Source organism: Aeromicrobium sp. PE09-221 (assembly GCF_002174305.1).
Classification (GTDB): Bacteria; Actinomycetota; Actinomycetes; order Propionibacteriales; family Nocardioidaceae; genus Aeromicrobium.
In genome coordinates this window covers 1-25,975 of record NZ_MIJB01000004.1, presented here as the reverse complement: position 1 = coordinate 25,975, position 25,975 = coordinate 1, and the positions used below count along the sequence as shown (strand labels likewise).

22 protein-coding genes and 1 pseudogene are annotated in these 25,975 nt (G+C 67.9%); 9 read left to right on the top strand and 14 right to left on the bottom strand.

Going from position 1 to position 25,975, the window contains the following annotated elements; translation table 11 throughout:
- Nucleotides 1-8: 8 nt before the first annotated feature.
- Nucleotides 9-1,577 (bottom strand): long-chain-fatty-acid--CoA ligase, encoded by a 1,569-nt coding sequence (locus BHE97_RS02560; protein WP_087622468.1) that lies wholly within the window; start codon nt 1,575-1,577, stop codon nt 9-11.
- Between the two features lie 264 nt (nt 1,578-1,841).
- On the opposite strand from BHE97_RS02560, the gene purF reads away from it, so the two are divergent.
- The 3 genes from purF (at nt 1,842) to BHE97_RS02545 (ending at nt 4,675) form a co-directional block, all read left to right on the top strand.
- Nucleotides 1,842-3,332, top strand: coding sequence for an amidophosphoribosyltransferase (gene purF / locus BHE97_RS02555; RefSeq protein ID WP_087622457.1), 1,491 nt, complete (start codon nt 1,842-1,844; stop codon nt 3,330-3,332).
- The gene (gene purM, locus BHE97_RS02550; RefSeq protein ID WP_087622456.1) at nt 3,329-4,387 is read left to right on the top strand and encodes a phosphoribosylformylglycinamidine cyclo-ligase; all 1,059 of its coding nucleotides are present in this window, start codon (nt 3,329-3,331) and stop codon (nt 4,385-4,387) included. Before purF ends, purM begins: the two co-directional genes overlap by 4 nt.
- Nucleotides 4,388-4,498: 111 nt before the next feature.
- The gene (locus BHE97_RS02545; protein ID WP_087622455.1) at nt 4,499-4,675 is read left to right on the top strand and encodes a DUF3073 domain-containing protein; all 177 of its coding nucleotides are present in this window, start codon (nt 4,499-4,501) and stop codon (nt 4,673-4,675) included.
- Nucleotides 4,676-4,694: 19 nt separating this feature from the next.
- On the opposite strand, the gene BHE97_RS02540 is transcribed toward BHE97_RS02545, so the two are convergent.
- Together BHE97_RS02540 and BHE97_RS02535 are read right to left on the bottom strand one after the other, a co-directional pair.
- Nucleotides 4,695-5,756: a Glu/Leu/Phe/Val dehydrogenase dimerization domain-containing protein gene (locus BHE97_RS02540; RefSeq protein WP_087622454.1), complete on the bottom strand. Its 1,062-nt coding sequence runs from the start codon at nt 5,754-5,756 to the stop codon at nt 4,695-4,697.
- A gap of 237 nt (nt 5,757-5,993) precedes the next feature.
- Nucleotides 5,994-8,066, bottom strand: coding sequence for an MMPL family transporter (locus tag BHE97_RS02535; protein ID WP_140399935.1), 2,073 nt, complete (start codon nt 8,064-8,066; stop codon nt 5,994-5,996).
- A 24-nt stretch (nt 8,067-8,090) separates the two neighbouring features.
- Here BHE97_RS02535 and BHE97_RS02530 point away from each other — a divergent pair, with 24 nt between their 5' ends.
- The 3 genes and pseudogenes from BHE97_RS02530 (at nt 8,091) to BHE97_RS02520 (ending at nt 9,730) form a co-directional block, all read left to right on the top strand.
- On the top strand, nt 8,091-8,576 hold the full coding sequence (locus BHE97_RS02530; RefSeq protein ID WP_170931215.1) for a MarR family transcriptional regulator: 486 nt from the start codon (nt 8,091-8,093) through the stop codon (nt 8,574-8,576).
- A 27-nt stretch (nt 8,577-8,603) separates the two neighbouring features.
- Nucleotides 8,604-9,188: pseudogene (locus BHE97_RS02525) on the top strand (dienelactone hydrolase family protein); the annotation flags it as partial.
- 245 nt (nt 9,189-9,433) lie between these two features.
- Nucleotides 9,434-9,730, top strand: coding sequence for a WhiB family transcriptional regulator (locus tag BHE97_RS02520; protein WP_087622450.1), 297 nt, complete (start codon nt 9,434-9,436; stop codon nt 9,728-9,730).
- Between the two features lie 208 nt (nt 9,731-9,938).
- Here BHE97_RS02520 and BHE97_RS02515 read toward each other — a convergent pair whose 3' ends face one another.
- The 10 genes from BHE97_RS02515 to BHE97_RS02470 form a co-directional block, all read right to left on the bottom strand.
- A complete protein-coding gene (locus tag BHE97_RS02515) occupies nt 9,939-10,289 on the bottom strand; it encodes a TraR/DksA C4-type zinc finger protein (RefSeq protein WP_087622449.1) in 351 nt (116 codons plus the stop codon).
- A 4-nt stretch (nt 10,290-10,293) separates the two neighbouring features.
- The gene (locus BHE97_RS02510) at nt 10,294-10,857 is read right to left on the bottom strand and encodes a DNA starvation/stationary phase protection protein (protein WP_087622448.1); all 564 of its coding nucleotides are present in this window, start codon (nt 10,855-10,857) and stop codon (nt 10,294-10,296) included.
- A 220-nt stretch (nt 10,858-11,077) separates the two neighbouring features.
- Nucleotides 11,078-12,064: a nitronate monooxygenase family protein gene (locus BHE97_RS02505; RefSeq protein ID WP_087622447.1), complete on the bottom strand. Its 987-nt coding sequence runs from the start codon at nt 12,062-12,064 to the stop codon at nt 11,078-11,080.
- A 263-nt stretch (nt 12,065-12,327) separates the two neighbouring features.
- Nucleotides 12,328-13,209: a hydroxymethylglutaryl-CoA lyase gene (locus BHE97_RS02500; protein ID WP_236757496.1), complete on the bottom strand. Its 882-nt coding sequence runs from the start codon at nt 13,207-13,209 to the stop codon at nt 12,328-12,330.
- A gap of 47 nt (nt 13,210-13,256) precedes the next feature.
- The gene (locus BHE97_RS02495) at nt 13,257-14,534 is read right to left on the bottom strand and encodes a hydroxymethylglutaryl-CoA reductase, degradative (RefSeq protein ID WP_087622445.1); all 1,278 of its coding nucleotides are present in this window, start codon (nt 14,532-14,534) and stop codon (nt 13,257-13,259) included.
- A gap of 136 nt (nt 14,535-14,670) precedes the next feature.
- Nucleotides 14,671-16,602 carry a helix-turn-helix domain-containing protein gene (locus BHE97_RS02490; RefSeq protein WP_170931213.1) on the bottom strand — a complete coding sequence of 644 codons (1,932 nt, stop codon included), beginning with the start codon at nt 16,600-16,602 and terminating at the stop codon, nt 14,671-14,673.
- A 10-nt stretch (nt 16,603-16,612) separates the two neighbouring features.
- Complete coding sequence (locus BHE97_RS02485; protein ID WP_087622443.1) at nt 16,613-17,431, bottom strand: enoyl-CoA hydratase-related protein; 819 nt, start codon at nt 17,429-17,431, stop codon at nt 16,613-16,615.
- A 79-nt stretch (nt 17,432-17,510) separates the two neighbouring features.
- Nucleotides 17,511-18,773, bottom strand: coding sequence for a CoA transferase (locus BHE97_RS02480; protein ID WP_087622442.1), 1,263 nt, complete (start codon nt 18,771-18,773; stop codon nt 17,511-17,513).
- Nucleotides 18,766-20,973 (bottom strand): hydantoinase B/oxoprolinase family protein, encoded by a 2,208-nt coding sequence (locus BHE97_RS02475; protein ID WP_087622441.1) that lies wholly within the window; start codon nt 20,971-20,973, stop codon nt 18,766-18,768. Before BHE97_RS02475 ends, BHE97_RS02480 begins: the two co-directional genes overlap by 8 nt.
- A 15-nt stretch (nt 20,974-20,988) precedes the next feature.
- A complete protein-coding gene (locus BHE97_RS02470; protein WP_087622440.1) occupies nt 20,989-23,046 on the bottom strand; it encodes a hydantoinase/oxoprolinase family protein in 2,058 nt (685 codons plus the stop codon).
- 362 nt (nt 23,047-23,408) lie between these two features.
- Here BHE97_RS02470 and BHE97_RS02465 point away from each other — a divergent pair, with 362 nt between their 5' ends.
- The 3 genes from BHE97_RS02465 (at nt 23,409) to BHE97_RS02460 (ending at nt 25,758) form a co-directional block, all read left to right on the top strand.
- The gene (locus BHE97_RS02465) at nt 23,409-24,713 is read left to right on the top strand and encodes an MFS transporter (protein WP_170931212.1); all 1,305 of its coding nucleotides are present in this window, start codon (nt 23,409-23,411) and stop codon (nt 24,711-24,713) included.
- Nucleotides 24,714-24,823: 110 nt separating this feature from the next.
- Nucleotides 24,824-24,997 carry a hypothetical protein gene (locus tag BHE97_RS19985; RefSeq protein WP_170931211.1) on the top strand — a complete coding sequence of 58 codons (174 nt, stop codon included), beginning with the start codon at nt 24,824-24,826 and terminating at the stop codon, nt 24,995-24,997.
- 410 nt (nt 24,998-25,407) lie between these two features.
- On the top strand, nt 25,408-25,758 hold the full coding sequence (locus BHE97_RS02460) for a helix-turn-helix domain-containing protein (RefSeq protein ID WP_236757495.1): 351 nt from the start codon (nt 25,408-25,410) through the stop codon (nt 25,756-25,758).
- A 9-nt stretch (nt 25,759-25,767) separates the two neighbouring features.
- Here the strand turns inward: BHE97_RS02460 and BHE97_RS02455 are convergent.
- The coding region (locus BHE97_RS02455; RefSeq protein ID WP_140399934.1) for an IS3 family transposase at nt 25,768-25,975 on the bottom strand (208 nt) is incomplete at its 5' end.

Here is a 25,975-nt window from a genome sequence, read left to right as displayed (position 1 = left end):
CCGAGGGGTCAGATCTGGCGTTCCCGGTCGACCCAGAAGGGCTTGCGCAGATCGCGCTTGAGGATCTTGCCGGAGGGGTTGCGCGGCAGTGCGTCCACGATGTCGATGCTTTTGGGAGTCTTGTATCCCGCGAGTCGTTCGCGCGTGAAGGCGATCAGCTCCTCCCCGGTCACCTGCTGGTCGGGGAGCAGCGCCACGACGGCCTTGACGGACTCGCCCCAGGTGTCATCCGGCACGCCGATCACAGCGGCCTCCGCGACAGCCGGATGCTCGGTGAGCACGCGCTCCACCTCAGGCGAGTACACGTTCTCGCCTCCCGTGATGATCATGTCCTTGGCGCGATCGTCCACGAAGACGAAGCCGTGCTCGTCGACCCGGCCGATATCGCCCGTGCGCAGCCAGCCGTCCTCGGTGAGCAGCGCGGCGGTCGCCTCGGGCTTGTCGAGATAACCCGTCGTCGCCTGCGCGCTGCGGAACCAGAGCTCACCGGGCTCGCCGGTGGGGACATCGACGCCGCTCGCCGGGTCGACGACCCGCACCTCGGCACGGGCGACGGGCTTGCCGGCCGACAGCAACCGCTCGGGATGATCCGGATCACGGTGGTCCTGGTCGTCGAGGATCGTGATGACACCCGCGAGCTCGGTGAGCCCGTACACCTGATGGAACCGGGTCGACGGCCAGTGCTCGATCGCGCCACGGAGGATCGGCAGGGGCATCGGCGCCGCGCCGTACACGAAGTGCTTGAGCCCGCGGAAGATCTTCATCGCCTCCGGTCCGGCATTGAGGAGCCCGGCCACGACCGCGGGCACCAGGAACACGTGCGTCACGCCCGCCTGCGCGGCGGCGAGCAGCGCCCCGGGATCGACCTCGCGGATGATGTACCCCGGCGTGCCGGTGGCCACGCCGAACAGTGCGTACGAGGTGCCTCCGACGTGGAACATCGGCATCGCGATGAGCATCATGTCGGCATCGGGGTCGTAGGTGATGTCGCCCATCGCATTGCGGGTGTGCTCGATGAGATTGCGGTGGCTGAGCTGGACGCCCTTGGGTCGGCCGGTGGTGCCCGAGCTGTACATGACGACCGCGGTGTCGTCCGCCGAGACTCCCGGTTGCGTGTCCACCGAATCGGCTGCGGCGATCCACGACTCGAACTCATCGTCCTCACCGCCGACGACGATGATGCGCTCCACCGTCGTCAGTTGATCGCGGATCGCCAGGACCTGATCGGCCAACTCGTGCCCGACGAACAGCAGGCGGGCCCCGGAGTCGTTGACGGTGTAGTCGATCTCATCGGGGGCGAGACGCCAGTTGACGATCGCGACCGCGGAGCCGAGCAGTGCGCCCCCGAGCAGGACCTCGAGGATCGCTGGGTTGTTCTTGTCGACGAAGGCCACCCGATCGCCGTGCCCGATACCGGACGCGCGCAGGGCACCGGCGATCTGACGGACCTCATGCCAGGCCTCCGCCCAGGTCCACGTGCGATCGCCGTAGATCCAACAGGTCGCCTCCGGGCGGGTCTCGGCCTGCGCCGCCAGGAACTCCGGCAGCAGGGTGACATCGGGCAGGGTCGTGGGCATGGCGCGCTCCTGTCGCTCGGTGATCTGAATCACAACCCTAATGCGATGCGTCGAAGATGCGTGACCTTTTCGGCCGCTTGAGCGGCGCTCCGCGACGTCGGCCTCGCTCGCAGGGTGGTCCGAAGTCCGGGCCCCTCCCCGGAGGCAGGTCCTCGGCGGATCGCGGACATCCGGGCGCCGCGGAGACCGTCACCGGGCGCCGGTGGGAAGCCAAGTCAGGGCGGAGTTCGCTTCGGACCCGGGTGGGCCCGTAGACTGGTTCCCGTGCCTCGTGGAGACGGTCGCCTCACTCACGACATCGACCCTCAGGACGTCGGACCCCAAGATGCCTGCGGTGTCTTCGGTGTCTGGGCGCCGGGTGAAGAAGTCGCCAAGCTCACCTACTTCGGCCTGTACGCATTGCAGCACCGCGGCCAGGAGTCCGCTGGCATCGCGGTGAGCAATGGTCGGCAGATCCTCGTCTACAAGGACATGGGCCTCGTCTCGCAGGTCTTCGACGAGGCCACCTTGGAGTCGCTGGTCGGCGAGGTCGCGATCGGTCACGCCCGCTACTCGACCACCGGTGCCAGTGTCTGGCACAACGCTCAGCCCACCTTCCGGCCCACCGCGGACGGCTCGGTGGCGCTCGGTCACAACGGCAATCTGACCAATACGCACGAGCTCGCCGACTTCCTCGCGCGACGCCTCGAGGTCGAGGGGCAGAAGTCCAAGGAGGTCGCGACGAGCGACACCGCGGTCATGGCCAGCCTCCTCGCATCGTATCCCGATCGTTCGGTCGAGGACGCCGCACTGGAGGTCCTGCCACGCCTGCGCGGAGCCTTCTCGCTCGTCTTCATGGACGAGCGCACGCTCTACGCCGCCCGCGACCCCCAGGGCATCCGCCCGCTCGTCCTGGGGCGGTTGGACAGCGGATGGGTCGTCGCTAGCGAAACGGCCGCATTGGACATCGTCGGTGCGTCCTATATCCGTGAGATCGAGCCGGGCGAGTTCGTGGCGATCGACGGCGACGGGGTGCGCAGTGAGCGTTTCGCCGCAGCTGAGCCGAAGGGCTGCATCTTCGAATACGTCTACCTCGCGCGTCCCGACACGACGATCGCCGATCGCCGGGTCTTCAGCGTGCGCTCGGGTATCGGCCGCAAGCTCGCGCAGACCGCTCCGGTCGACGCCGATCTGGTCATCCCCGTGCCCGAGTCCGGCACGCCCGCGGCGATCGGCTACGCCGAGGAGTCCGGCATCCCCTTCGGGCACGGGCTCGTCAAGAACTCCTATGTGGGTCGCACGTTCATCCAGCCCTCGCAGACCATCCGGCAGCTCGGCATCCGGCTCAAGCTCAACCCCCTGCGCGATGTCATCGCCGGCAAGCGGCTCGTCGTGGTCGACGACTCGATCGTGCGCGGCAACACGCAGCGGGCGCTTGTGCGGATGCTCCGTGAGTTCGGCGCCGCCGAGGTGCATGTCCGCATCTCCAGCCCGCCGGTCAAGTGGCCGTGCTTCTACGGCATCGACTTCGCCTCGCGCGCAGAGTTGATCGCCAATGGCGCCTCGGTCGACGAGATCCGCCGTTCCATCGGCGCGGACTCGCTCGCCTATGTCGAGCTCGACGACCTCGTCGCGGCGACCGATGTCCCCAAGGACAACCTCTGCCGTGCTTGTTTCGACGGCATCTACCCGGTGCCGCTGCCCGAGGACGATCTCATCGGCAAGCACCTGCTCGAGAACCCCGAGACGACCCAGCTGAAGGTGCTGCCCTCATGACCACTGGACGTTCCACCTCCTATGCCGATGCGGGGGTGTCGGTCGCCGAGGGCGACCGCGCCGTCGAGCTGATGAAGCAGTGGGTTGCCAAGGCCACCCGTCCCGAGGTGGTCGGTAATATCGGCGGCTTCGCCGGGCTCTTCGACGCCTCGGCATTGAAGGACTACGACCGACCGCTGCTGGCGTCCTCGGCCGACGGCGTCGGCACCAAGGTCGCGATCGCACAGCGCATGGATCGTCACGACACCATCGGCTTCGATCTCGTCGGCATGCTGGTCGACGACCTCGTGGTGTGCGGGGCGGAGCCGCTCTTCCTGACGGACTACATCGCCTGCGGCAAGGTCGTGCCCGAGCGCATCGCCGATATCGTCAAGGGCATCGCCATGGCCTGTGCCGAGACCGGCACCGCGTTGGTGGGCGGCGAGACCGCCGAGCATCCTGGACTGCTCGGACCCGATGAGTACGACATCGCCGGGTCGACCACCGGTGTCGTGGAGGCGGCTCGGTTACTGGGGGCCGACCGGGTCCGTGAGGGGGATGTCGTCATCGCCATGGCCTCCTCGGGACTGCACTCGAACGGCTACTCCCTCGTGCGCCGGGTCTTCTTCGACATCGCCGGGTGGGACCTGGGCCGTGAGGTTCCTGAGTTCGGGCAGACCCTCGGTGAGGAGCTGCTCACCCCGACGCGGCTGTACACCAAGCCATGCCTCGCCCTCGCCGACGCGGTCGAGGTGCATGCGATGAGCCACATCACCGGAGGAGGGCTCGCCGCCAACCTGGCGCGGGTCGTGCCTGACTCGGTGTCGGTGCGACTGGACCGCGCGTCGTGGACCCCGCCCGCGATCTTCTCGGTCGTCGGGGAGCTCGGAGGGATCGCGACCGAGCATCTCGACGAGGCGCTGAACATGGGCGTCGGCATGGTTGCCGTCGTGCCCGCGGAGGTCTCCGATGAGGCGATCTCGCTGCTCGCGGGGCACGGAATCGATGCCTGGCATCTGGGCGAGGTCGGGGCGGCGGGGGTCTTCGGGGCCGGCGGCGAGGTCGTCTTCGCCTGAGATTCCGGCGGGACACGCACTGAGAGCGACCCGGTGCGGCATTTCTTGTCGACATTGGCTAGGGTGGAGTCACGATTTATTGACTATTCCTGTGCGAGGGGGTCGAGCCTTATGGGCCGCGGCCGTGCAAAAGCCAAGCAGACAAAGGTTGCACGCGATCTCAAGTACCGTACCTTCGAGCCGGACTTGGAGAACCTGCAACGCGAGCTCCACGGCGAGTCGGGCGATCCGATTCCCGACCAGTATGCGGACTTAGCCGACAAGTTCGAGGGTCCCGCAGCGTCGTGATACCGCGGACCCGCCGTCCTCACACTCTGATCTGAGCCAGCCGGCCGATCTGCGCCATGCGCTCCTCGGCCAGCCGGTCGGCGGCGACCGACGGCGCGATGCTCTCGCGGGAGGCTTGATCGAGCACCGCCGTCGTGGTGTCGAAGATCATGCTCGCGCGCGATTTCGCGCGGTCGAAGTCGAATCCCTCGAGTTCATCGGCGACCTGGATCACTCCGCCGGCGTTGACACAGTAGTCGGGGGCGTAGGTGATGCCGCGTTCCGCGAGCAGCTTCTCGACGCCCTCGTGGGCCAGCTGGTTGTTGGCGGCTCCGCAGACGATAGAGGCGGTGAGCGCACCGACCGTGTCGTCATCCAGCGCGCCACCGAGCGCGCAGGGCGCGTAGATGTCGAGTTCGCTGGCGATGACGGCCGCATCGGAGGCGGCCACCTCGACGGGATAGGTGTCGCGCAGGGCCTCGATCGCCTGGGCATCGACGTCGGTCACCACGACGCGGGCGTCCTCCTCGATCAGATGACGGACGAGGTGGCGTCCGACCTTGCCGACGCCCGTGACGCCGATCGTGCGGCCAGCCAGGCGGGTATCGCCCCAGACATGCTGCGCACTGGCGCGCATGCCCTGGTAGACGCCGTACGCGGTGAGCACCGAGGAGTCACCGGCGCCGCCGTGCTGGACGGTGCGACCGGTGACGTACTGGCATTCGCGGGCGATGACATCCATATCGGTACTGAAGGTGCCGACATCGCAGGCGGTGTAGTAGCGCCCGTGCAGGGTCTCGACGAACCGTCCGTACGCGCGCAGCAGCGCCTCGGACTTGACCTGACGGGGGTCTCCGATGATCACCGCTTTGCCGCCGCCGAGATCCAGGCCGGCGAGGGCGTTCTTGTACGCCATGCCCCGACTGAGATTCAGGACATCTGCGATCGCCTCCTGCTCGGTGGCATAGGGGTAGAAGCGCGTGCCGCCGAGTGCGGGGCCCAGCGCGGTCGAGTAGATGGCGATGATCGCCTTGAGCCCGCTGGGCTCGTCCTGGCAGAAGACGACCTGCTCGTGACGGTGGCCGAAGGCTGACACGGTCATGGGGTTCTCCGTTCGTCCGTTCCGGTGCGCTATCGCGGGGATGGTGCGATATCGCGGTGACCCGCGTGGTGGTGCGGGTCTCCCTGTGATCGTAGTCACCTCCGCGGTCGGGCGACAGCGGACCCGCTGGGTCACGGTCCACCCCGTCGTCGCGTGAGCGGTGGCCGACACGTCTCACCGTGGCGAGAGGTGCCTGTCCCACCGCCTGGGACGCGGCGAAAGAGCAGCGCTCCCCGGTCAGCGCGCGTGCCGGGGCCGTGAGAGGGCGCTCGGCCACCAGAAGTGCCGGCCGCACAGTCGGACGAGTGCCGGGGTGACGATGCTGCGGACGACGACGGTGTCCAGCAGCACGCCGAGGCTGACGATCACGCCCAGCTGCGCCAGCAGCACGAGGGGGAGCACACCCAGCACGGTGAAGACCGCGGCGAGCAGGATTCCGGCACTCGTGATGACGCCGCCGGTGACGGCCAGGGCCGTGACGATGGAGCCGGTGGCGTCGCCCGTCGCGCGCATCTCCTCGCGGGCCCGGACCGTCAGGAAGATGTTGTAGTCCACACCGAGGGCGACCAGGAAGATGAAGGCCAGCAACGGTGTCGAGACATCTGTCGCCGACCATCCGATGACACCGTCGAAGAGCCACCATCCGACGCCGAGGGCGGACAGATAAGACAGGACGGTCGAGACACTGAGGAGCACTGCGGCGACGATCGAGCGCAACACGATCAGCAGCATCGCGAGCACGATGACGAGCACGATGGGGATGATGAGGACACGGTCGTGGCTCGCGGCGGTGCGCTCGTCCAATGCCTGCGCGTCCGGTCCGCCGACGAGCGCATCGGGGTCGGCATCGTGGACGGCGCTACGGAGGGCGCGGATGTCGTCGATGGCTTCATCCGATTCCGGTTCTGCCTCGATGATGACGGTCACCTCGGTGACCTCGTCCGTGCTCTGGCCGGCGGTAGCGCTCTCGACGCCGGGGGTCGCCTGCGCGGCGGATACGACGGCATCCACCGTGTCCTCGCTGGTGGCGATCCGGGTGGGTGAGGAGGTGCCGGCGGGGAAGGCGGCGCTGAGCGTCTTCTGTGCCGTGATCGACTCCGGGGTGTCGAGGAACTGTTCATCCTGTCCGAGTCCTGTGCGCAGTGACAGGACGCCCGCGGCCATGGCGATAAGGAGGGTCAGCGAGACCACGAGCACGGGCCAGGGTCTGGCCGTGACCGTTCGTCCGACCCGGTACCACCAACCCTGGCGGCTCGGGTCGTCGTCACCGTGGCGGGGAACGAAGGGCCAGAACAGCCACCGGCCGGGGAGCGTCATCGCGGCGGGCAGCACGACGAGGGCGAAGAGGACCGCCACGACGATGCCGATGGCGCCGGACATGCCGATACGGCTCACGAAGGGCGAGTCCGCTACGAGGAGCGCGAGGAGTCCGAGGACCACGGTGCCCGAGCTCGAGAGGATCGCGGGCGAGGCGGCCCCCACCGCGTGACGCATCGCCTCGTGCCGGGCCTCGTGACGCCTGAGCTCCTCGCGATAGCGCGCGATCAACAACAGCGCGTAGTTGGTTCCCGCCCCGAACACGAGCACCGAGGTGATGCCCGTGGTCGAGCCGTCGACGGGAAAGTCGAACCACGCGGAGAAGCTGTCGACGACCTTGGCGGCCACTCGGTCCCCGATGCCGATGACGGAGAGCGGAACGATCCAGAGCCACGGGCTGCGGTAGGTGATGATCAAGAGTGCGGCGACCACCGAGGCCGTGGCGATGAGCAGGCGCGTATCGGCACCCTCGAAGACCGCGCCGAGATCGGCGAAGACCGCGGGGGCGCCGGTCACCTGTGCGGTGACTCCTTCGGGGAGATCGGTCGACGCCGTGTCTCGGATGGTCGCGACGATGGCGTCGTTATCGGCCGATGACAGTCCGGTGGGGACGGGGACGGCCTGCAGGGCGACGGTGCCATCGGAGGAGGGGATCGGCGGGCTGACCTCGACGTCCAGCTCACGCTCGAGATCGTCGCCGCGCTCGACGATCGCGGACAGGTCCTGCTCGCTCAGCGGGTCGTCGCTGGAGTAGACCACGAAGGCAGGGGCGTCTCCGGCATCGGGGAGCTGCGCGAGGGCTTCCTCGGCTAGCGCCGACTCGGCATCGTCCGGGAGATTGGACCCGGCCTCGGATCCTGTGGTCGGATCCGGTGCGAATGCCATGATGGCACCGGCGGTGATGAGCCCGATGAGTAGCACCGTGAGCGAACGTCTCCGGCCCACGAGGTGGGCCAGGGGGAAGGTTTTATTTCGCTGGTCGAAATGTTCCACGATAGAAAGAGTAGACTGCTGACCGTGAATCCGCACAATGACGCGTCCGCCCAGGCCCGCTACGAGGTCGTGCGAGGAGTACAGGGCCTGTCCGCCGCGGCACTGCGATTCATCGATCGCGAGGGGTCGGCCAGGGGCTTGCACCGCTCAGATCTGCAGGCCCTGCATGCGCTCGAAGAGGCGGAAGGGACCGCCATGAGCCCTTCGGAGATCGCGCGAGCGTTGTCACTCAGCCCCTCCGCGACGACGACGCTGCTCGATCGTCTCGAGCGAGCGGGGCATGTCGATCGGGTGCACGCCGTCGATGACCGCCGTCGGGTCAACGTCACCATGACGGCATCCGCCGGAGCCGAGGCGCGCTCCATGTTCCTCCCGCTCGCGGAGGCGATGATGGAGATGATGGTCGATTTTAGCGATGAGGAGATCGCGGTGGTGGGCCGTTTCCTCGAAGCGGCCCGACGGACCATCGATGAGATGGGCGACGCAGCGCCGGCCGCGGCGGGCGGGTGATCTGCGGCACGCGCCGGGCGGCCCTACCGTGAAGACATGGCCGAGCTCGTCGTCTTCCACCACGTCCAGGGACTGACTCCCGGTATCGAGTCCTTCGCCGAGAGCCTTCGAGAAGCGGGCCACCTGGTGCACGTGCCGGATCTCTTCGAGGGGCGGTGCTTCGATTCGCTCGATGCCGGCTCGACCTATGTCCAGCAGACCGGCTTCGCCGAGGTGATCGCCCGAGGGGTCGCCGCCGTCCAGGAACTGCCCGGGGAACTGGTCTATGCCGGCTTCTCTCTCGGCGTTCTGCCGGCGCAGCTGCTTGCCCAGACGCGACCCGGAGCGCGTGGTGCGTTGCTGATATGCGCCTGCGCTCCGGTCACGGAGTTCGGTGACCGGTGGCCCGAGGATGTCCCGGTGCAGATCCATGCGATGAACAACGATCCCGAGTTCATCAGGGCCGATCTCGAGGCGGCGCGCGAGCTGGTCGGTCAGGCTCGGGAGGCGGAGCTGTTCCTGTATCCGGGCAGCGATCACCTCTTCGCCGACAGCAGCCTGTCCGACTACGACGAGGCCGCTGCGGCGTCGCTCCTCGACAGGGCCGTGGAGTTCGCCCGAGCGACGGATTGAGCGGTTTCGTCGGCGGAGTGAACAAGTTTTGACTCGTGGTGACTGCGGCAATCCAGGTCGCCATCCCACATCATGGACTGGTCTTTTTTGCTGTTAAGTCAGTATTCATGGGTCGGCTTTCGCGGCCATACGGGGATGGCGCGTGAAGAAGTGATTTGCGAATGTGTTCAGGTATGAGTAGGTTTTGAACAACTTCTTCACAGCACGCTCATTCTCCGCACCCGAGACGTACCAAGGAGCTCCCCATGGCGAACCTGACTCGACTCCCGATGCCGATCCAGGAGTCCTACGACTGGCAGTACGAGGGCGCATGCCGAGATGTGGATGTCGAGCAGTTCTTCTCGCCCGAGCGCGAGAGGGGAGCCAAGCGCGACGCCCGGGAGGCGGTCGCGAAGTCCTACTGCGCGCGATGCCCGGTGGTGGACGCCTGCCTGCAGCACGCGTTGTCAGTCCGCGAGCCCTATGGCGTCTGGGGCGGCATGACCGTGCGAGAGCGCGAGGAGATGCTGGCGGGACGTTCGGCCAGGGAGGCCGCGGCCTGAGGGGTCGCGGGTCACCCGCGATGACGAAGAGCCCGGGACGAACACTGTTCGTCCCGGGCTCTTCGTCGTCCTATCGGAGGCGTCCGCTCGCGGATGCCGACCGCGGAAGCACGAGGGCCGACACGGGCGCCGAGCGATGTTTCGGGGACCGCCGGGGCCACGACCTTCGGGCGGAGGTCGTGGCCCCGGAGAGGTCCCGCGATGCGCATCAGGCGGCGAGGCGGGTCGCGCAGGGAACGCAGCGAGTCGCCCGGGGAAGCGCCTGGAGTCGCTCGATCGGGATGCTCTCGCTGCAGTCCCGGCACTGGCCGTAGCCCTCGGTGCTCATGAGCTCCAGGGCACGGTCGGTGTTCTCCAGCAGCAGCTGGATCTGCTCGGCGCGGCTGTTGTTCTCGGCCATCGACTCCGCCGCGGACGCGCGATCGACCTCGTCGACCAGGTCGCGGCCCTCGGTCGAGGCGACCACGGACAGCTGCTGCAACGACGCCAATTCGGCGGTGAGCTGGTCCCGGCTCGTGGTGAGCGCCGTGCGCAGCGTGTCCAGATGCTGATGGTTCATAGCATCACCCTTCCTTGGCGCCGTCGGAAGCGGCCGCCGCCGCAGCTTCCTCGGTGGTGGCGTCGGCGGTCGACAGCTGGCCGCCCGAGTTCTCCAAGTGGGCACGGATGAACCAGTGGAACAGCTCGAGCTGTTGAGTCTGCGCGATGATCATGTCCTCGGTCATCGGGTCGATATCGGCCACTGCGGCCTGGGCCTTGCGGTGACCTTCGATGATCCCGATGTAGACCTCGTCGAGGGCTCCCAGGTGCTCATTGGTGGTGGCGCGGCCCAGGGAGTAGTCGTTCCATGTCCGTCCTTCGACGATGGCCGACGGGGTGCCCTTGGGGGCGACGCCCAGGGTGGCGATGCGCTCGGCGGTCTCGTCGACCGCATCGCGGACCTCCACGACATGAGGGTCGATCATCTCGTGCACGGCGATGAAGTGGGGCCCGACCACATTCCAGTGGACGTGTTTGAGGGTGAGCGCGAGGTCATTGAGCGCGTTCAGGCGATCCTGCAGGATCGCGGCGACCTTCTCGCCTTCGGCGAGGGTGAGTCCGGGAATCGTGTAGCGCGGGGTGGGCATGGTGTCTCCTCTCCAGTGGTGGCAGGTCCCAGCGGGTAGGGGCCCGGGAACTGCCGCTCACGCCGGCGGCGGGGTGGCCGGCCGCGGGGCGCGAAAGTTGTTCACAACTTATGCACTCCCACTCTGGCAGAGCCCTGCCCCGACGCAAGCCGAGGAGCGGTCGAATGCGTGGAGAACGCGCTGAGTGTCACACTCAACGCGTTCTCCACGCGGATTCGGGTCAGGGGGTGAGGGCGCGGAGGCGGGCGTCGAGGGCCTCGCGCGCATCGGAGTATTCGCGGGCCAGCCGGCTCACCAGTTCGTCGACGCTCACGACGGTGTCGACGCTGCCGATGCCCTGGCCTGAGCCCCAGATGTCGCGCCACGCCTTGGATGACGAGGAGCTGTCGCCCGAGCCGAAGCTCATCGCCGAGGGATCGGAGGTCGCGAGATCGTCGGGATCGAGTCCGGCGGCGGTGATGCTGCCGCGCAGATAGTTCCCGTGCACGCCGGTGAACAGGTTCGAATAGACGATGTCCGCGGCGCTGGACTCGACGATCATCTGTTTGTAGTCGTCGACGACATTGGCCTCGAGGGTGGCGAGGAAGGCCGAGCCGACGTAGGCGAAGTCAGCGCCCGCGGCGAGGGCCGCGAGGACGGAGCGGCCGTGGGCTATCGCTCCGGAGAGCAGAAGCGGGCCGTCGAACCAGGAGCGGATCTCTTGAACGAGGGCGAAGGGCGACTGAGTCCCGGCGTGGCCACCGGCGCCGGCGGCCACGGCGATCACGCCGTCGGCACCCTTCTCGATCGCCTTCCGAGCGAAGCGATCGTTGATGATGTCGTGCAGCACGATGCCGCCATAGGAGTGGACGGCCTCATTGACCTCTTCGCGCGCGCCGAGCGAGGTGATGACGATCGGCACCTCGTGCTCGACGATCGTCGCCATGTCCTCGTCGAGGCGGTTGTTGGAGCGGTGGACGATCTGGTTGACGGCGAAGGGCGCGGCAGGCCGCTCAGGGTGCGCGGCGGAGAACTTCGCATTCGACTCGCTGATCTGGTGCAGCCACTCGTCCAGCAAGCTGGCCGGGCGGGCGTTGAGCGCGGGGAACGCCCCGATCACACCGGCCCGGCACTGAGCGCTCACGAGCTCGGGCCCCGAGGCGATGAACATCGGGGAGGCGACGACCGGGAGCGTCAGCGGGCGGCGCAGGATATCGGGCAGGGCCATGGGTCCTCCTGGGGGTCGACGGGCGAGAGCGGTCTCGCATCGACAGCCTATTCCCGGCGCCCCCGGCCTCGGCACTGACGCTGTCGATCTCCCGGGCGAGACCGATGTTCGCCTCCGGCAGTTCCGCAGGAGATAGGTCTACTCGGCGTGTACGAAGATTTCGTCGACGAACCGTGAGCCAGGAGATGCCGGCGGCGTCCGGTCTCATCATCACAAACCTCAGCGAGGCTTGAGTCCAGATGATGGAAGAGAGCAACCAGCGCTCAGGAGGCGACTGACCCGAGCGCCGTCCCGACCCGAGAACTCGGCCGACCGAGCAGGTCCGTCATGGATCGTCCGGCGCGCACGACGGCGTCGAGGTCCACCCCGGTCTCGATGCCCAGACCCTCGAGCATCCACAGCAGATCCTCCGTGGCGAGGTTGCCGGTCGCGCTGCCAGCGAAGGGGCAACCGCCGATTCCACCGGCGCTGCTGTCGAAACACGTGATGCCAGCGCGCAGGCCCGCGTAGACATTCGCTAGGGCTTGACCATAGGTGTCGTGGAAGTGCAGGGCGAGACGGTCGATCCCCACGCCCACGCGCTCATGAGCGCGCACGAGGCTCGTCACGTGACCCGCAGTTCCCACCCCGATCGTATCGCCCAGGCTCACCTGGGCACAGCCGGCGTCGACGAGAGCGCGGGAAACCTCAGCCACCGCGGTGACGTCGACCCGTCCCTCCCAGGGGTCGCCGAAGCACATCGACACGTAACCCCGGACGCGCATGGAGCGTGCCACCGCCTCCTCGACGACCTCGGTGGCACGCTGCAGTGCGAGCTCTCGCGTCGCGTTCAGGTTCCGACGGGCGAACTCCTGCGTCGCACTCACGAACACGGCGATGCTCGTCGCGCCAGCGTCGATCGCCAGCTCCAAGCCTCGATGGTTCGGCACGAGCACGGGGTGCCGATCCAGCTCGTCGAGCCCGCACAGCACGTCACGGGCGTCGGCCAGCTGGGGCACCCACCTGGGGGACACGAAGCTCGTAGCCTCCACGATCCCCAGACCGGCTGCCCGGAGTTCACGGATGAAGTGGATCTTGCGATGTGTCGGCACGACCTCGGACTCGGCCTGTAGACCATCGCGCGGGCCGACTTCATACACAGTCACCGCTGATGGGAGGTCAGCCTCGGGGTAGACGGCCGGTCTGGACGCGGTCACTGCCCGGCACCGGAGCGTAGCTCAGCGAGGAAGGCCTCCGCTGCCTCAACGCGCACGGCACGATCCGCAATCATCCGGGCGACCACCGAGTCGATCTCGTCGACCGTGGCGCCCGCCGTCACGGCGACATTGCGCGCATGCAGCGACATGTGACCACGCTGGATACCCTCCGAGGCCAGCGCCCTCAGCGCACCGGTGTTCTGCGCGAGCCCGACGGCCATGATGACATCGGCCAACTCCGCCGCGCTCTGCACGCCGAGCAGAGCGACGTTCGCCTGGGCGACGGGGTGCACCCGTGTCGCACCGCCGACCAGTCCGACGGGCATGGGCAGCTCCATCGTCCCGACGAGGTTGCCGTCGCGGTCCTTCTCGAAGTGCGACATCGAGGTGTAGCGTCCGTCCGGCCCGACGGCGTGCGAGTGTGCGCCCGCCTCGACCGCACGGGTGTCGTTGCCCGTCGCGAGGACCACGGCCGTGATCCCGTTCATGATGCCCTTGTTGTGCGTCGCCGCCCGGTACGGATCGACCACGGCCAGCTCGGCGGCGTCGACCATGTCGTCGACGACCTGCGCGCCCCCGAGCTGCCCCGCGTCGAAGACGGCCCTGACGCGCGTCAGCCGCAAGTCGGCCTTGTTGGTGAGGATGCGCAGCAGGCTGCGACCGCCCGCGATCTCTGCGACCCGGGGCGCGACGGCCTCCGCCATCGTGTTGACGGCGTTGGCGCCCATCGCATCGCGGACGTCGACGACGAGGTGAAGCACGACATAGGTCTGACGTGAGCTGGGAACAAGTCGGACGAGTACCTCCCGCACGCCACCCCCGATCTCGACCAAGCGCGGGTCCTGCGCGTTGGCGAGCTCAACGATTTCGGGGCCCGCCTCCAGCAGGCGGAGCCGTGCGGCCTGTGGGTCCACGACATCGAGCAGCTGGACCTGTGCCTGCATGAGCGGGGTGCTGCGCGAGGTGGTGAACCCACCGTTGCCCCTCGCCATGCGCGCCACATTGCTGGCTGCCGCGATGACCGAGGGCTCCTCCGTGGCCATCGGGACGAAGAGGTCGCGACCGTTGACCGTGAAGTTCGTGGCAATCCCGACCGGGATCCCCATCACACCGACCGCATTCTCGACCATGTGATCGGCCTGCTCGAGGGTGAGCCCGGCGTCCGGGTCGAGTACCGTCAGTGCCTCGGGCCCGATAGCCGGCTGTGCAGCGATGGTGTCGCGGCGCTCGCCGGTAGTGAGGTTGCGGAAGCCGGGTACTCGGCTGTTGATCATAGAGGTCGGTCCTTTCGCGTGGGTCTCGCGCCCGACGTGGGCGGGATTAGCCACGACGCTATTCAGCATGCGGACCGTGCGGTATATGTCGGATCCACATGTCTGATCCGGCTGCCATGGGCCGGACGCACCCCGGTCAAGGCTCCCGGACGGCGGAGCCCCGCAGTCCGTGCAGCCGGACGGCCGCGTGCAGACGGAAGCGGAATTCGGCGTCCGACCATCGGCCGTCCGTGAGCGTCACCACGCGTTCGAGTCGTTGCTGGACGGTGTTCTTGTGCACGTGCAGCACGCGTGCCGCCGCACTGCCGCTCTCACCGTGCGCGAAGTACGCCGCGAGCGTCCGGACCAGGTCGGTGTGCCGACGGCTGTCCCAGTCGATGACCGGTCCGAGCATCGCGTCGACGAATCGGGCGGCCGCGCCGGGCTCGTCGGAGAACAACCCCACGTAGGGGGCGTAGGCATCGGCGCTCACCGTCACACCACTCACGTCCAGGGACGGTAGGACCGAAAGGGCGTTCTGCGCTGTCGCGACGGCCCTGGCCAGATCACTCGGTGATGTCGGAGCGGGCGCTGTCACCGCCACCACCGGCCGCCTGAGCAGTGCCTCCAGTGACTCGCGCAGAGTCTCGGTGCGAGCGTGCGGGTCCTCCCCTACCCAGGCGACGACGAGGTGTCGCCCACGGAAGGTGAAGATGCCGTCCTGCCCCACGAGGTCGACGACGTGGTGCAGAAGCGTGGCCGACTCACCGTCCGGCACCTGCACGACGGCCGCCGACCCGATCTCACCGGCGAGTGTCCGTAGCTCCCCGGTGGGATCGGCTGCATGCGGGTCGCTTCCGTCCAAGAGCGCACTCAACACCCGGGAGTGTCGCTCCGCGGCCGCTGCCTCGACGGCATCACGCTGGAGCGACAACAGCGAGGCGATGTGCGCAGCACGCTCGAGCATCCTGCGTTCCACCGGACCGAAGGTCTCAGCTCCGGCGGATGCGGCGATCGCTCCCAGCAAGGACTCCGTGCCCGTCAGCGCCACGACGGTCCACGCGCCGGTGTCGTCGAGGTCAACGCACCGTCCGGTACGCCGGCTGCGAGCGATCGCGTCGCCCAGAGAGGGACCGATGGGCGTCGCCGGTCGTTCCGCCGGGTGCCCGGCCAAGTGCCGGAGACGGGCATCGAGGACCACCACCGGTCGTTCGAGCGCCCCGGCGAGCGCGGCAGCGACGTCGGCGATCCCTCCACCGGAGACCACGACCGACGTGAGTCGCTCGTGCACCACCGAGGCGCGTTCGACGCTGGCGACGTGATCTTCCAGTTCGGCGTACGCCTGTTCGGCACGCTCGGCCGCCTCGTGGCTGCGTCGCAGTAGGCGGGCGGAGTTGAGGACGGAGGCCGCGTGATCGGCGAAAGCCGACAGCAAGATGATCTGGTCCGGTGTGAAGTCGTGGCTGAAACGGTTGCACGCGAACAACGCGCCCAACACCTCGTCACCGACGACGAGCGGCACGCCGAGGAAGGAGACGAGACCTTCCGCGGCCACCGCCGCGTCGATCCCGGGGTCCCTCGGCGCCTCACTCATGTCCACATAGCGCGAGACCCACACGGGCGCGCGAGCCTCGACGACCTTGCTCGCCAGACCCTTCCCGGCGGGGACGAACAAGTTGCGGAACGGCTCCGAGACGGTGCCGACCGAGTGCCGGACCGCCATCCCGCCGGAGGCGTCCGTCGTCTCCGAGAGGTAGGTGACGTCGGTGCCGATGAGATCGTGGGCGCGTTCGACAAGCCGTTGCAGGACGGTGTCCACATCGTGCAACTGGACCAGCTCGCGAGCGGTGGAGAACAGAGCGGCCAGCTCCTGAGTCCTGCGCTGCAGATGGGCGTACGAACCCTGGATCCGGCGGACCACGCGGACGATCTCCTCGCGCCGTCCGCCATCCAGTCCTTCCTGCCGTAACACCTGGTCGAGGTCGTCGGCGGGACGGTCGGCGGCTGCCGCCTGCAGCAACGTCAGGACCGCGTCGACCGAGAGCTGCCCGTCGCCTGCGGCGTGGGCGCTGGCGGGCTCGGTGGTCATGAACATATTCTCACCCTTCGCGCCCCGAGGCCGAGGAATCTGCTTCGGCTGGGCGGCGGCTCGGGAAAACGGGGCGGCGTCGTTCGGCGAACGCTGCCAGACCCTCGCGGGAGTCCTCACTGTCGAAGGCCTTCTGTCCGTAGAGCGCCTCCGCGTGGAACGCAGCCTCCAAGGGCATGTCGCCCAGGTGCAGGACCGAGGATTTGATCACCTCCAACGCGGTGCCGCTGTGCTCCAGGAGCCTGTGTGCCCAGCGCAGCGCCTGGTCGAGGAGCTCACCATGCGGGACCACCCGATTCAGCAGTCCGCGCTGTGCCGCTGTCGAGGCGTCGATCGGGTCACCGGTGAGCAGTAGCTCCATGGCCCAGGCGTAGGGCACCTGTCGGGTCAGCCTGGCCAGCGTGCCGCCTGCGGGCACCACACCCACCGAGGGCTCAGGCAGACCGAAGGTCGCGTGCTCGGAGGCGAGACGCAGGTCCGTCGACAGCATGATCTCGAACCCACCCCCAAGGCACATCCCGTTGACCGCCGCGATCACCGGTTTGTGGAGCCTGGTGTGTTTCTGGTGCGCCCCATCCCAGCGGGAGATGTCGAAGCGGCCCTCGGCCAGGGCGGGGATCGACTCGGTGAGGTCCGCCCCGACGCAGAACGCACGGTCCCCGCGTCCGGTCAGCACCGCGGCACCGACGGCCGCGTCGGTTCGTACCTCCTCGAATGCGGCGGCCAGCTCGTCGTACATGGCGAGGGTAAGCGCGTTGAGCTTGCCAGGACGATCGATCGTGATGACCGCGACGCCACCGTCACGGTCAAGCCGTATGCCGCCGCTCATCGCGCCATCCCCGCAGGCAAAGACGAGCAGTACGCCGGTGACGCGACGATGAGCCCGCCGGCCGCTCGCTGGCACTCACTCATCGGATCGTCCCGTCGGCGCGAAGCTTGTCGATCGTCTCCTGGTCGAGCCCGGCGATCCGGCTGAGGATCTCGGTCGTGTGCTCGCTCAGGCGCGGTGCCCGGGCGACCGGTCGCGCGGGGGTGGCGCTCAACCGGACGGGGTTGCCGAACATTCGCAGTGGTCCGTGGCCGGGATAGTCGACATCGACCACCATCTCCCGGGCGGCGATCTGCGGGTCGGCCACGGCCTCGGCGATGTCCTTCACCGCGCTCAGAGGCACGAGGTCGTCGGCGAGTTCCTCGAGTTCGGCCTTCGTGCGGTGTTCGAACCAGCTGTTCACGATGGGTCGCACTATGGACTCGTAGACCTCCGGGACGAAACGTTTGGCCATCGTGTCGATCGACTCGTTCTCGACGACCTCGGGCGTGCCGAACAGCTCACAGCTGATCCGCCAGAACTTGTCTGTGTACCCGCCGAAGAAGACGTAGCCGTCGCGGCACGGGAAGAGCTCGTAGGGACGGACGAACGGATGCTGATTGCCCATCGGCTCCGGTACCTTGCCGTCTACGGTGTACGAGACCACCGCGTTCTCGGTGAGGCTGAGCACCGAGTCCTGCTGGGAGATATCCACCAACTGCCCCCGCCCGGAGGCCTCGGCGTGTCGGAGCGCCGCGAGGGTCCCGATGACGCCGTACAGGCTGGCCGAGAGGTCGCCGATGATGGTGCCGACACGGACCGGGGGCCGGCCCTGCTCGCCGTTCATCGACCACAGTCCCCCTGTGGCCTGGGCGCTGTTGTCGTAGGCGGGCCGGCGGCGGTAGGGCCCGGTCTGGCCGTACCCGGACAACGCCGTGTAGACCAGGCGTGGATTCACCTCGCGCAGCACGTCCCAGCCGATCCCCAGCTTGTCCATCGTGCCGGCGCGGAAGTTCTCGACCAGGACGTCGGCGCGAGCCGCCAGCGACTTCAACACCCGTCGGCCTTCCTCGTGGCCCAGATTGAGCGTGAGGCCGAGCTTGTTGCGGTTGTACTGCGCGAAGAACCCACTCACCGGATCCTCGCCGTCGGGGACATCGAGGTGCGGTGGGAACTCGCGCGTGTAGTCCGGGTCATCTGGATGCTCGATCTTCACGACCGTCGCGCCCAGGTCGGCCAGGACCATGGAGCAGAACGGTCCGGCGACCACACGGGTGATGTCCAGGACGACGACCCCGTCCAAGGCGCCCGGTCCGGTTCCTTGGTCGCGCAGCGCGTCCAGCAGATCGTCGAGTTCACGCATCCGAGCCTCCCTCCTGTCCGACGACGATCCGCGCGGCGAGCAGGGTCCCGCACGCCGGACTGTACAGCTCCTCGAGCAGGACCTCCGCGGAGTCGTCGTCTCGAGTGCGGGCGCGCACGCCGAACTCCGCGAGTCGCTCGGCGGCCGGCCGGACCACCCGGTGGGCGGCGGCCTCCCAGGAATCCGCGGTGCCCAGTCGAGCACCGGAGGCCGGGCAGAACCAGCCGGAGGCGTCACGCCGTGGCCGCGAAGCGTCGGCGGTACCGGGACCAGGGCTAGCAGCGGTGGCTCTGGCGGGGTCCGGGACGTCCAGCAAGCCGTCGCCACCCTTCACGCGCTCCGCTCGCAGGGTGCGTCGAAGCTCCCGTGTCGCCTTCAGGTTCACCGCGACACCGCTCCGGGGATCGCCGTCGAGGGCGACACCGTAGACGTTCTCCGCGACCTCCGCGGATACGTATCCGTCGGACACGTCGGCGCGGACGGCCTCCGGATCACGCAGCAGTGGATCGCCGTAGCCGCCACCGCCGGCGATCCACTGCTCGAACACGTCGCCGACAGCGATCGGCACGGACTGTTGGTTCACCTCGAGAAGCTCCTCGGCCTCGCTGGCGAGCCGGTCCGCACGGGGTGACGATCCGCTGCCCATGAGCCTCTGGACGTTCGTCGAGCGCAACACCCGGTGCCCGCTCCCGCCGCCTGGCAGGCCACCGGCGTAGCCGTCGGCGACGACTGACGCGCTGGGCGCGAAGACCGTCTGCACCACCTGTTGCGCGCCGTGCAGGGTCCAGGCGAACTGCAGCCCGAGCCCGCCACGGTGCGCACCGTGGCCCGCGCTCTCGACATTGAGCTGCTTCCACAGGTACAGGACCGGGTAGAGCATCTCGTTCATCTCGACGTCCGGGAGCAGGTTGTTGACCTGCGTCATCATCCCGGCGCAGTCGAGCCCGTCGCGATTCGGTTGCGCGCCGGCGCCCATGCCGCCGCCGTCCATGTTGAACAGCACGAAGTACTCGCCCTCGTCGCTCGTGCCGGCCGAGATGCCACCGGTCCACGAGTCGGCCCACACGCCCTGGGCCCGCGAGCGCACCTGTTCGTCGTCGCTGCGTCCGCACGCCTCGTTGAGCAGCTTGGTGACCACCCGGCTGACCCGTGCACCGGTCGTCAGATGTCCGTTGCTGATCGGCGCCGGGGGGACGGGGTTGACGATGGAGCCCGACGGCGCCTGGACGTCGAAGGCCGTCATGACGCCCTCGTTAAAGGGCACGTCCCAGGCGAGGATCGGCACGACTGCCGACGCCACGCTGCCGACGAGGGCGCCGTAGCTGCAGTTGACGAAGCCGTCGGTCTGGTCGCTGGAGCCGGAGAAATCGAAGGTGATCTGCCCGGCCGCCTTCGTCATCGTGCAGGCCACCTTGAACAGGTCGTCGACGTGTCCGTTGTGCTCGGTCCACTCCTCGGCGCGGTAGGTGCCGTCTGGGATGGCCGTGATACGCGAACGGACGACGTTCTCCGCGAGCTCGAAGCTCAGCCGCGTGTACTCGCGGAAGTCCTCGATGCCGAACTCCTCGATCGTGTCGAGCAGGCGGCGGATGCCGGTCGTGTTGCTGGCGATGAGCGAGCGGACGTCGTTCCAGAACAGCGCCGGCACGCGGACGTTGTTGAGGACGAGACGTCGAACCCATTCGACCGGCTCGCCGCGGTCGAAGATCTTGACTCCCGGTGGCAGCCGCAGCGCCTCGCTGTAGCAGTCGTACGCGCCCGGGGCGAACCCACCGGGCGTCATGCCACCGACGTCGACGAGGTGTGCCTGCGACTGGGCCCACCCGATGAGCTCCTCGCCGTGAAAGATCGGCGAGATGATGTTGGTGTCCGGTGGATGGCTCGCCCCGGATGTGTGGGGATCGTTGCTGATGAAGGCATCACCTGGGTGCAGCGGCTCGCCCTCGATCGCCTTGACGAGCTCCTCGACGGCCACGCTGCCCGAGCCGATGTGGAACTGGACGTAGTCGGAGTAGGCATAGATCTTGCCCTCGGGATCGAAGAGCGCGGTGTTGAAGTCGCCTGCCTCGGTGATGACGGGCGACCCTGAGGATCGGATCATCGCGATCCCCATCTCCTCCACGATGGAGTCGAGGCGCATCCGGATGACCTCGAGACGGACGGGGTCGACACCGGCAGGCAGCTGGTGGGTACTGGTCATAGTGGGCTCCTGGTCTCAGAGGGCGGCGTCGAGGCGTAGGGCGAAGTGCCCCTGCGGGGTCAGTTCGACGACGGCGCCGGACGGGACGTAGATGGTGGTGTCGGGCTCCTCGAGAAGGCACGGGCCCTCGGCACGGCCGATCTGCGCGAAGTCACGGTGGACGTCGACCTCTACTCGCGTCCCATACGGCTCGACCACCTCCCGGCGGTGGCTCCCCCGGTCCGCACGATCCTCGGCGATGATGGTCTGCACGTCCTGGATCTCGCTGCGGCCGACTGCCCGGACCCGTGTGTTGACCAGCAGCACCTCGGTCTCGGTCCATGCCGTCCCCGAGCCGAACTCCTCCTCGTAGTCCCGGATGAAGCGTCGGCGCAGCTCGGCCTTGTCCTCCTCGGTGAACGGGCCGGGGGGCAACGACGTGGTCACCTCGAAGATCTGGCCGACGAACTTCATGTCCGCCTCGCGGTGGAGCTCGCGATGCGACGGCGCGATGCCCTCGGCCTCGAACCACTCGTTTGCCCGGGCCTCGAGCTGAGCGAACTCGACCTCGAGGGCGCTAGCGGCGTCGCTCATGGTCCATGGGCTGGTGCGGACGGCGGAGTACACCGAGTCGGCGTGCATCAGGCCGTAGGCGGAGAAGACGGCGGCATTGCGCGGGATGACGACCTCCCGTACGCCGGCCTCGCGTGCGATGGCCGCGGCGAACAGCCCACAGGCTCCACCGAAGCCGACCAGGGTGAACTCGCGAGGGTCGTGGCCGCGGTTGACGGTGATCTTGCGCAGGGCGTTGGACATCTGGGACGTCGCCAGCCGGTAGACACCCTGGGCCGCCTCCTCGACGTCGATGCCGAGCGGCTCCGCGACATGCGCGCGGAGGGCCTCCCTGGCGATGTCGGGGTAGAGGGAGACGGTCCCCCCGAGGTAGTAGTCGGGGTTGATGAGCCCGAGCGCCAGCGCGGCGTCGGTGACTGCGGGGCGTTCTCCACCCGCGCCGTAACAGGCGGGACCGGGCGTGGAGCCGGCGCTGTGCGGCCCGACGCGCATCAAACCGCGTCCGTCCACCCAGGCCAGGCTGCCGCCACCGGCACCGATGGTCTCGATGTCCACGGCGGTCAGGCTCGTCGGCAAACCGCCCACCTCGGCTCGGGGGAGTACCCGGAACTCACCCTCCATGATCGCGGCGGCATCGAGGCTCGTCCCGCCCATGTCCGCGGTCAGAACGCGGGTCCGGCCGAGCTGCTCGCCGAGCAGACGCGCCCCCGTCACGCCGCCGACGGGTCCGGAGTTGAACATCGAGATCGGTGCCTTCGACGTCTCCTCGACGGAGAGGAACCCCCCGTGGACCTGCATGATCTGCACCGGGGTGCGTAGTCCGGCCTCTGCGAGCCGCGCGGCGAGCTCGTGGAAGTGGGTGGCGACGAGGGGCTTGACCGCGGCGTCGAGCGCTGTCGTCACCATGCGCTCGTACTCCCGGTAGACCGGTGTCAGGCTGCTCGACAGCGTGTACGGGAGGTCGGGGTGGTTGGCGTCGAGGTAGCGGCCGATCGCCTCCTCGTGGGCCGGGTTGCGGAACGACCACAGCAGGCATACGGCGATCGCCTCGGCTCCGGTGGCGATCGCCTCGTCGACCGCGAGTTTGATCTGCTCCTGCGCTAGTGGCACGAGTACCGTCCCACGGGCGTCGACGCGTTCGTCGACCTCGAGGATCCGGCGACGCTCCACCACTTCCTGCGGCGGACCCATGGCGTGGGGATCGCGTTCGTCGGTGCGGGCCGACCGTGCGATGCGCAGGGTGTCCCGGAAGCCCGTCGTGGTCAGCAGGGCCACGGGGGCGTACTTCTGCTCGTCGACGGCATTGGTCACGATCGTGTTGCCGAGCACGAACCGGTCGATGGAGGCGATGAAGTCGTCCTGCGTCCGGCCGATGCGCTCGCGTAGGACGTCGAGCGCGGCGAGGATGCCCGTCGTCACGTCCTTGGTCGAGAATGCCTTGGCACGGAAGGCGCGTCCGTCGGACAGGGCCACTGCGTCGGTGAAGGTGCCGCCGACGTCGATGCCCACGTGAAGGGTCATGGGTACTCCTGGGTCGTTCGCAGGTGGCCGCGGATGCGGCCCGAGGTCGGCGTGTGCCACCTCACATCCATGACGCTAGGCAACCGTACCGATCACTCACCATGGGCAGGTGGCCGCAATCGGGCACGTGTACCCGTGCTGCCCGCACAGGGGATGAGGCGCGAAGGGCGATCGACATCACTGTCGACCACGCGCGGGCGACGGATCGGTGGGATGCCCGGATGCATGACAGCGGTACCCGACCCCCTCCGTACGACCATCGCGCCCGTCCCGTTTGTGGACCGGTGACACATGGCTCGGCACGCGCGCCGCTGCGACGCTCGGCTGTGACCACGGTCATACATCCCACCTCGAGGAGATCCATGACGTCGACCACCCAGCCCAGCCCTCGTCAGAGCGAAGATTCCACGGCCGAGCCGGGTATCAGGACGATCGCTACATCGAGTCTCATCGGAACCACGGTCGAGTGGTTCGATTTCTTCGCGTACACGACGGCCGCCGCACTGGTCTTCAACGCGCTGTTCTTCCCCCAGTTCGACCCGCTTGTCGGGACGATCCTGTCCTTCGGCGGTATCGCCGTCGGTTACATAGGGCGTCCGCTCGGATCGATCGTCTTCGGCCACTTCGGGGACCGCATCGGTCGCAAGACGATGCTGGTGAGCTCGCTCGTCACGATGGGCGCCGCCACCTTCGCTATCGGTGCGCTCCCCACCTATGAGTCGATCGGTGTCGCCGCGCCTCTCATCCTGATGACGCTGCGCTTCATCCAGGGTTTCGCCCTCGGCGGCGAGTGGGGCGGAGCCGTGCTGATCGTCGCCGAGCACGCCCCTGCAGAGCGCCGCGGTCTGTACGCCAGCATTCCCCAGATCGGACTGGCGTCCGGCCTGAGCTTGGCTACCCTCGCCTACCTCGGGCTCAACCAACTCACCGACGAGGCGTTCTCGTCGTGGGGCTGGCGACTGCCCTTCCTGGCGAGCGCCGTCCTCGTCCTGATCGGTTTGGTCATCCGCCTCAAGATCTCCGAGACGCCGGCGTTCAGGGAGATGCAGGCTGAGGGGCGCGAGGCGCGTGTTCCGATCGTGGAGACACTCCGGACGCACTCGCTGCACGTCGTCCTCGCCGCCTTGAGCTTCGCCGTGGTCGGTGCGGTCTTCTACATGCTGTTCACGTTCAGCCTCACCTACGGCACGGAGTACATCGGTCACAGCCGCGGTGAGATGCTGACGATCGCCACGCTGTGTTCGGTCGTCGCGCTGGCGGGACTGCCACTGGCGGGAGCCCTGGCTGACCGCGTCAGCGCGCGCACGGTGTTCTGCATCGGATCGGTGGTGGTTGGTGTGACGGCGTTCCCTGCCTTCTGGCTGATCGATTCGGGGAGTCTCGTGCTGGCCTTCCTGGGCTATCTCCTCGCCACAGTCGGATTCTGCGCCACGTACGGCACGCTGGGCATCCTCTATGCCTCGGCCTTCGACGTGCACGTCCGTTACACGGGCATGTCCCTCGCGCTCGGGCTCGGCACGCTGGCCGGTTCGGCGTTCGTCCCCATGATCTACCTCGAGCTGTTGGATATGTTCGGCGGCTCATGGGCGATCGCGCTGTACATGGTCGTGGCCGCGGTACTGTCCCTCGGCGTCGCGTCGCGGCTGCGCCAGGACGCTCAGGGGTGAAGAGGCCTCGCGACAGTTGGCCTGAGCGACGCAGGGCCGGGGCACACCTGCTCCGCGCACAGTGCCGCCCACGCGGTGGTTGGAGCATCCGGAGTGCAATGCTTCGATGTGTGGCCAGTCTGACTCAGTCCTCACTCGGCGAGGTGCTGCGCGATCCAGGGCGTTTCCCATGGGGTCACGCACTCTACGCGAGTCCACGCCGTGCATTCGATGATGTGGAAGAGGATTCAGACATCCCGGCAGCGGCGGCTGCGCTCGGATTCGAGTACGTCCTCGTCCATTGACCAACTCTTAGACGCGTTGGACTTCTACTATCGACATGATGCCTTCATCGTGTGGGAGTGAGCCCTCGCACGAAGACTGAAAGCTGTCCGGCGAGCTCACCTCTCACCTCAGAGGCCGTCTCGTCTCCTGCTCAGAACGGGCATCCGGCCCGTTCACCGGGCCGGATGCACATCAGGGTGACGATCAGCTCGCCGAGGCCTTCGCCGCCCCTCGCCCGACACCGACTTCTGTCGATGCCAGGTGTTCTGGTAAGTCTTCAATTGTGGACCTCCGTAGAGAGTTCGAGAACCCCTGCCCGGCCTTTAATACCGTGGCTTCTCGCCGGTCGCGGGGCACTTACCGGCGGGACCGGAGGCCGCTGGAGCCGTCTGTAGTGGACGAGCGGGGCCGGATGGTGCGTGCAGTTGGGATGACTCAAACCTTTCTGAGCCCGGCACAGGTGGACGAGCTGGTGGCTTCGTATGAGTCGGGCGCGACACTCGTGGAGCTGGGCGAGCGGTACAGCATTCATCGGCGCACCGCGGCGGCGCACCTTGTCCGCCGCTCGGTCCCGATCCGCCGGCGCGGTCTCGATGAGTGCCACCTCGCCGAAGCGGTTGAGTTGTATGCGGGTGGACTGACGCTGATGGAGGTCGGGCTGCGCTTCGGCGTGAGCCAGCAGGCGGTGAGAAGAGCGCTGGCCGCAGAGGGTGCCGAGATTCGCCCCAGCGGGCGCCGTCAGTCCGCCGTGAGCAAGTGGGACTGCTGCACGAACGGGTGACAGGTTGGGTCACGCAGCCTGAGTGGCTGGCGTGGTCATGATGGTCTCGAACTCGATGGGGGTCAATCGTCCGAGAGCGGCCTGCCTGCGGCGTCGGTGGTAGGTCCTCTCGATCCAGGTCACGACGGCGATCCGGAGCTCCTCGCGGGTAGCCCACGCGCGGCGGTTGAGGACGTTCTTCTGAAGCAGCGCGAAGAAGCTCTCCATGGCCGCGTTG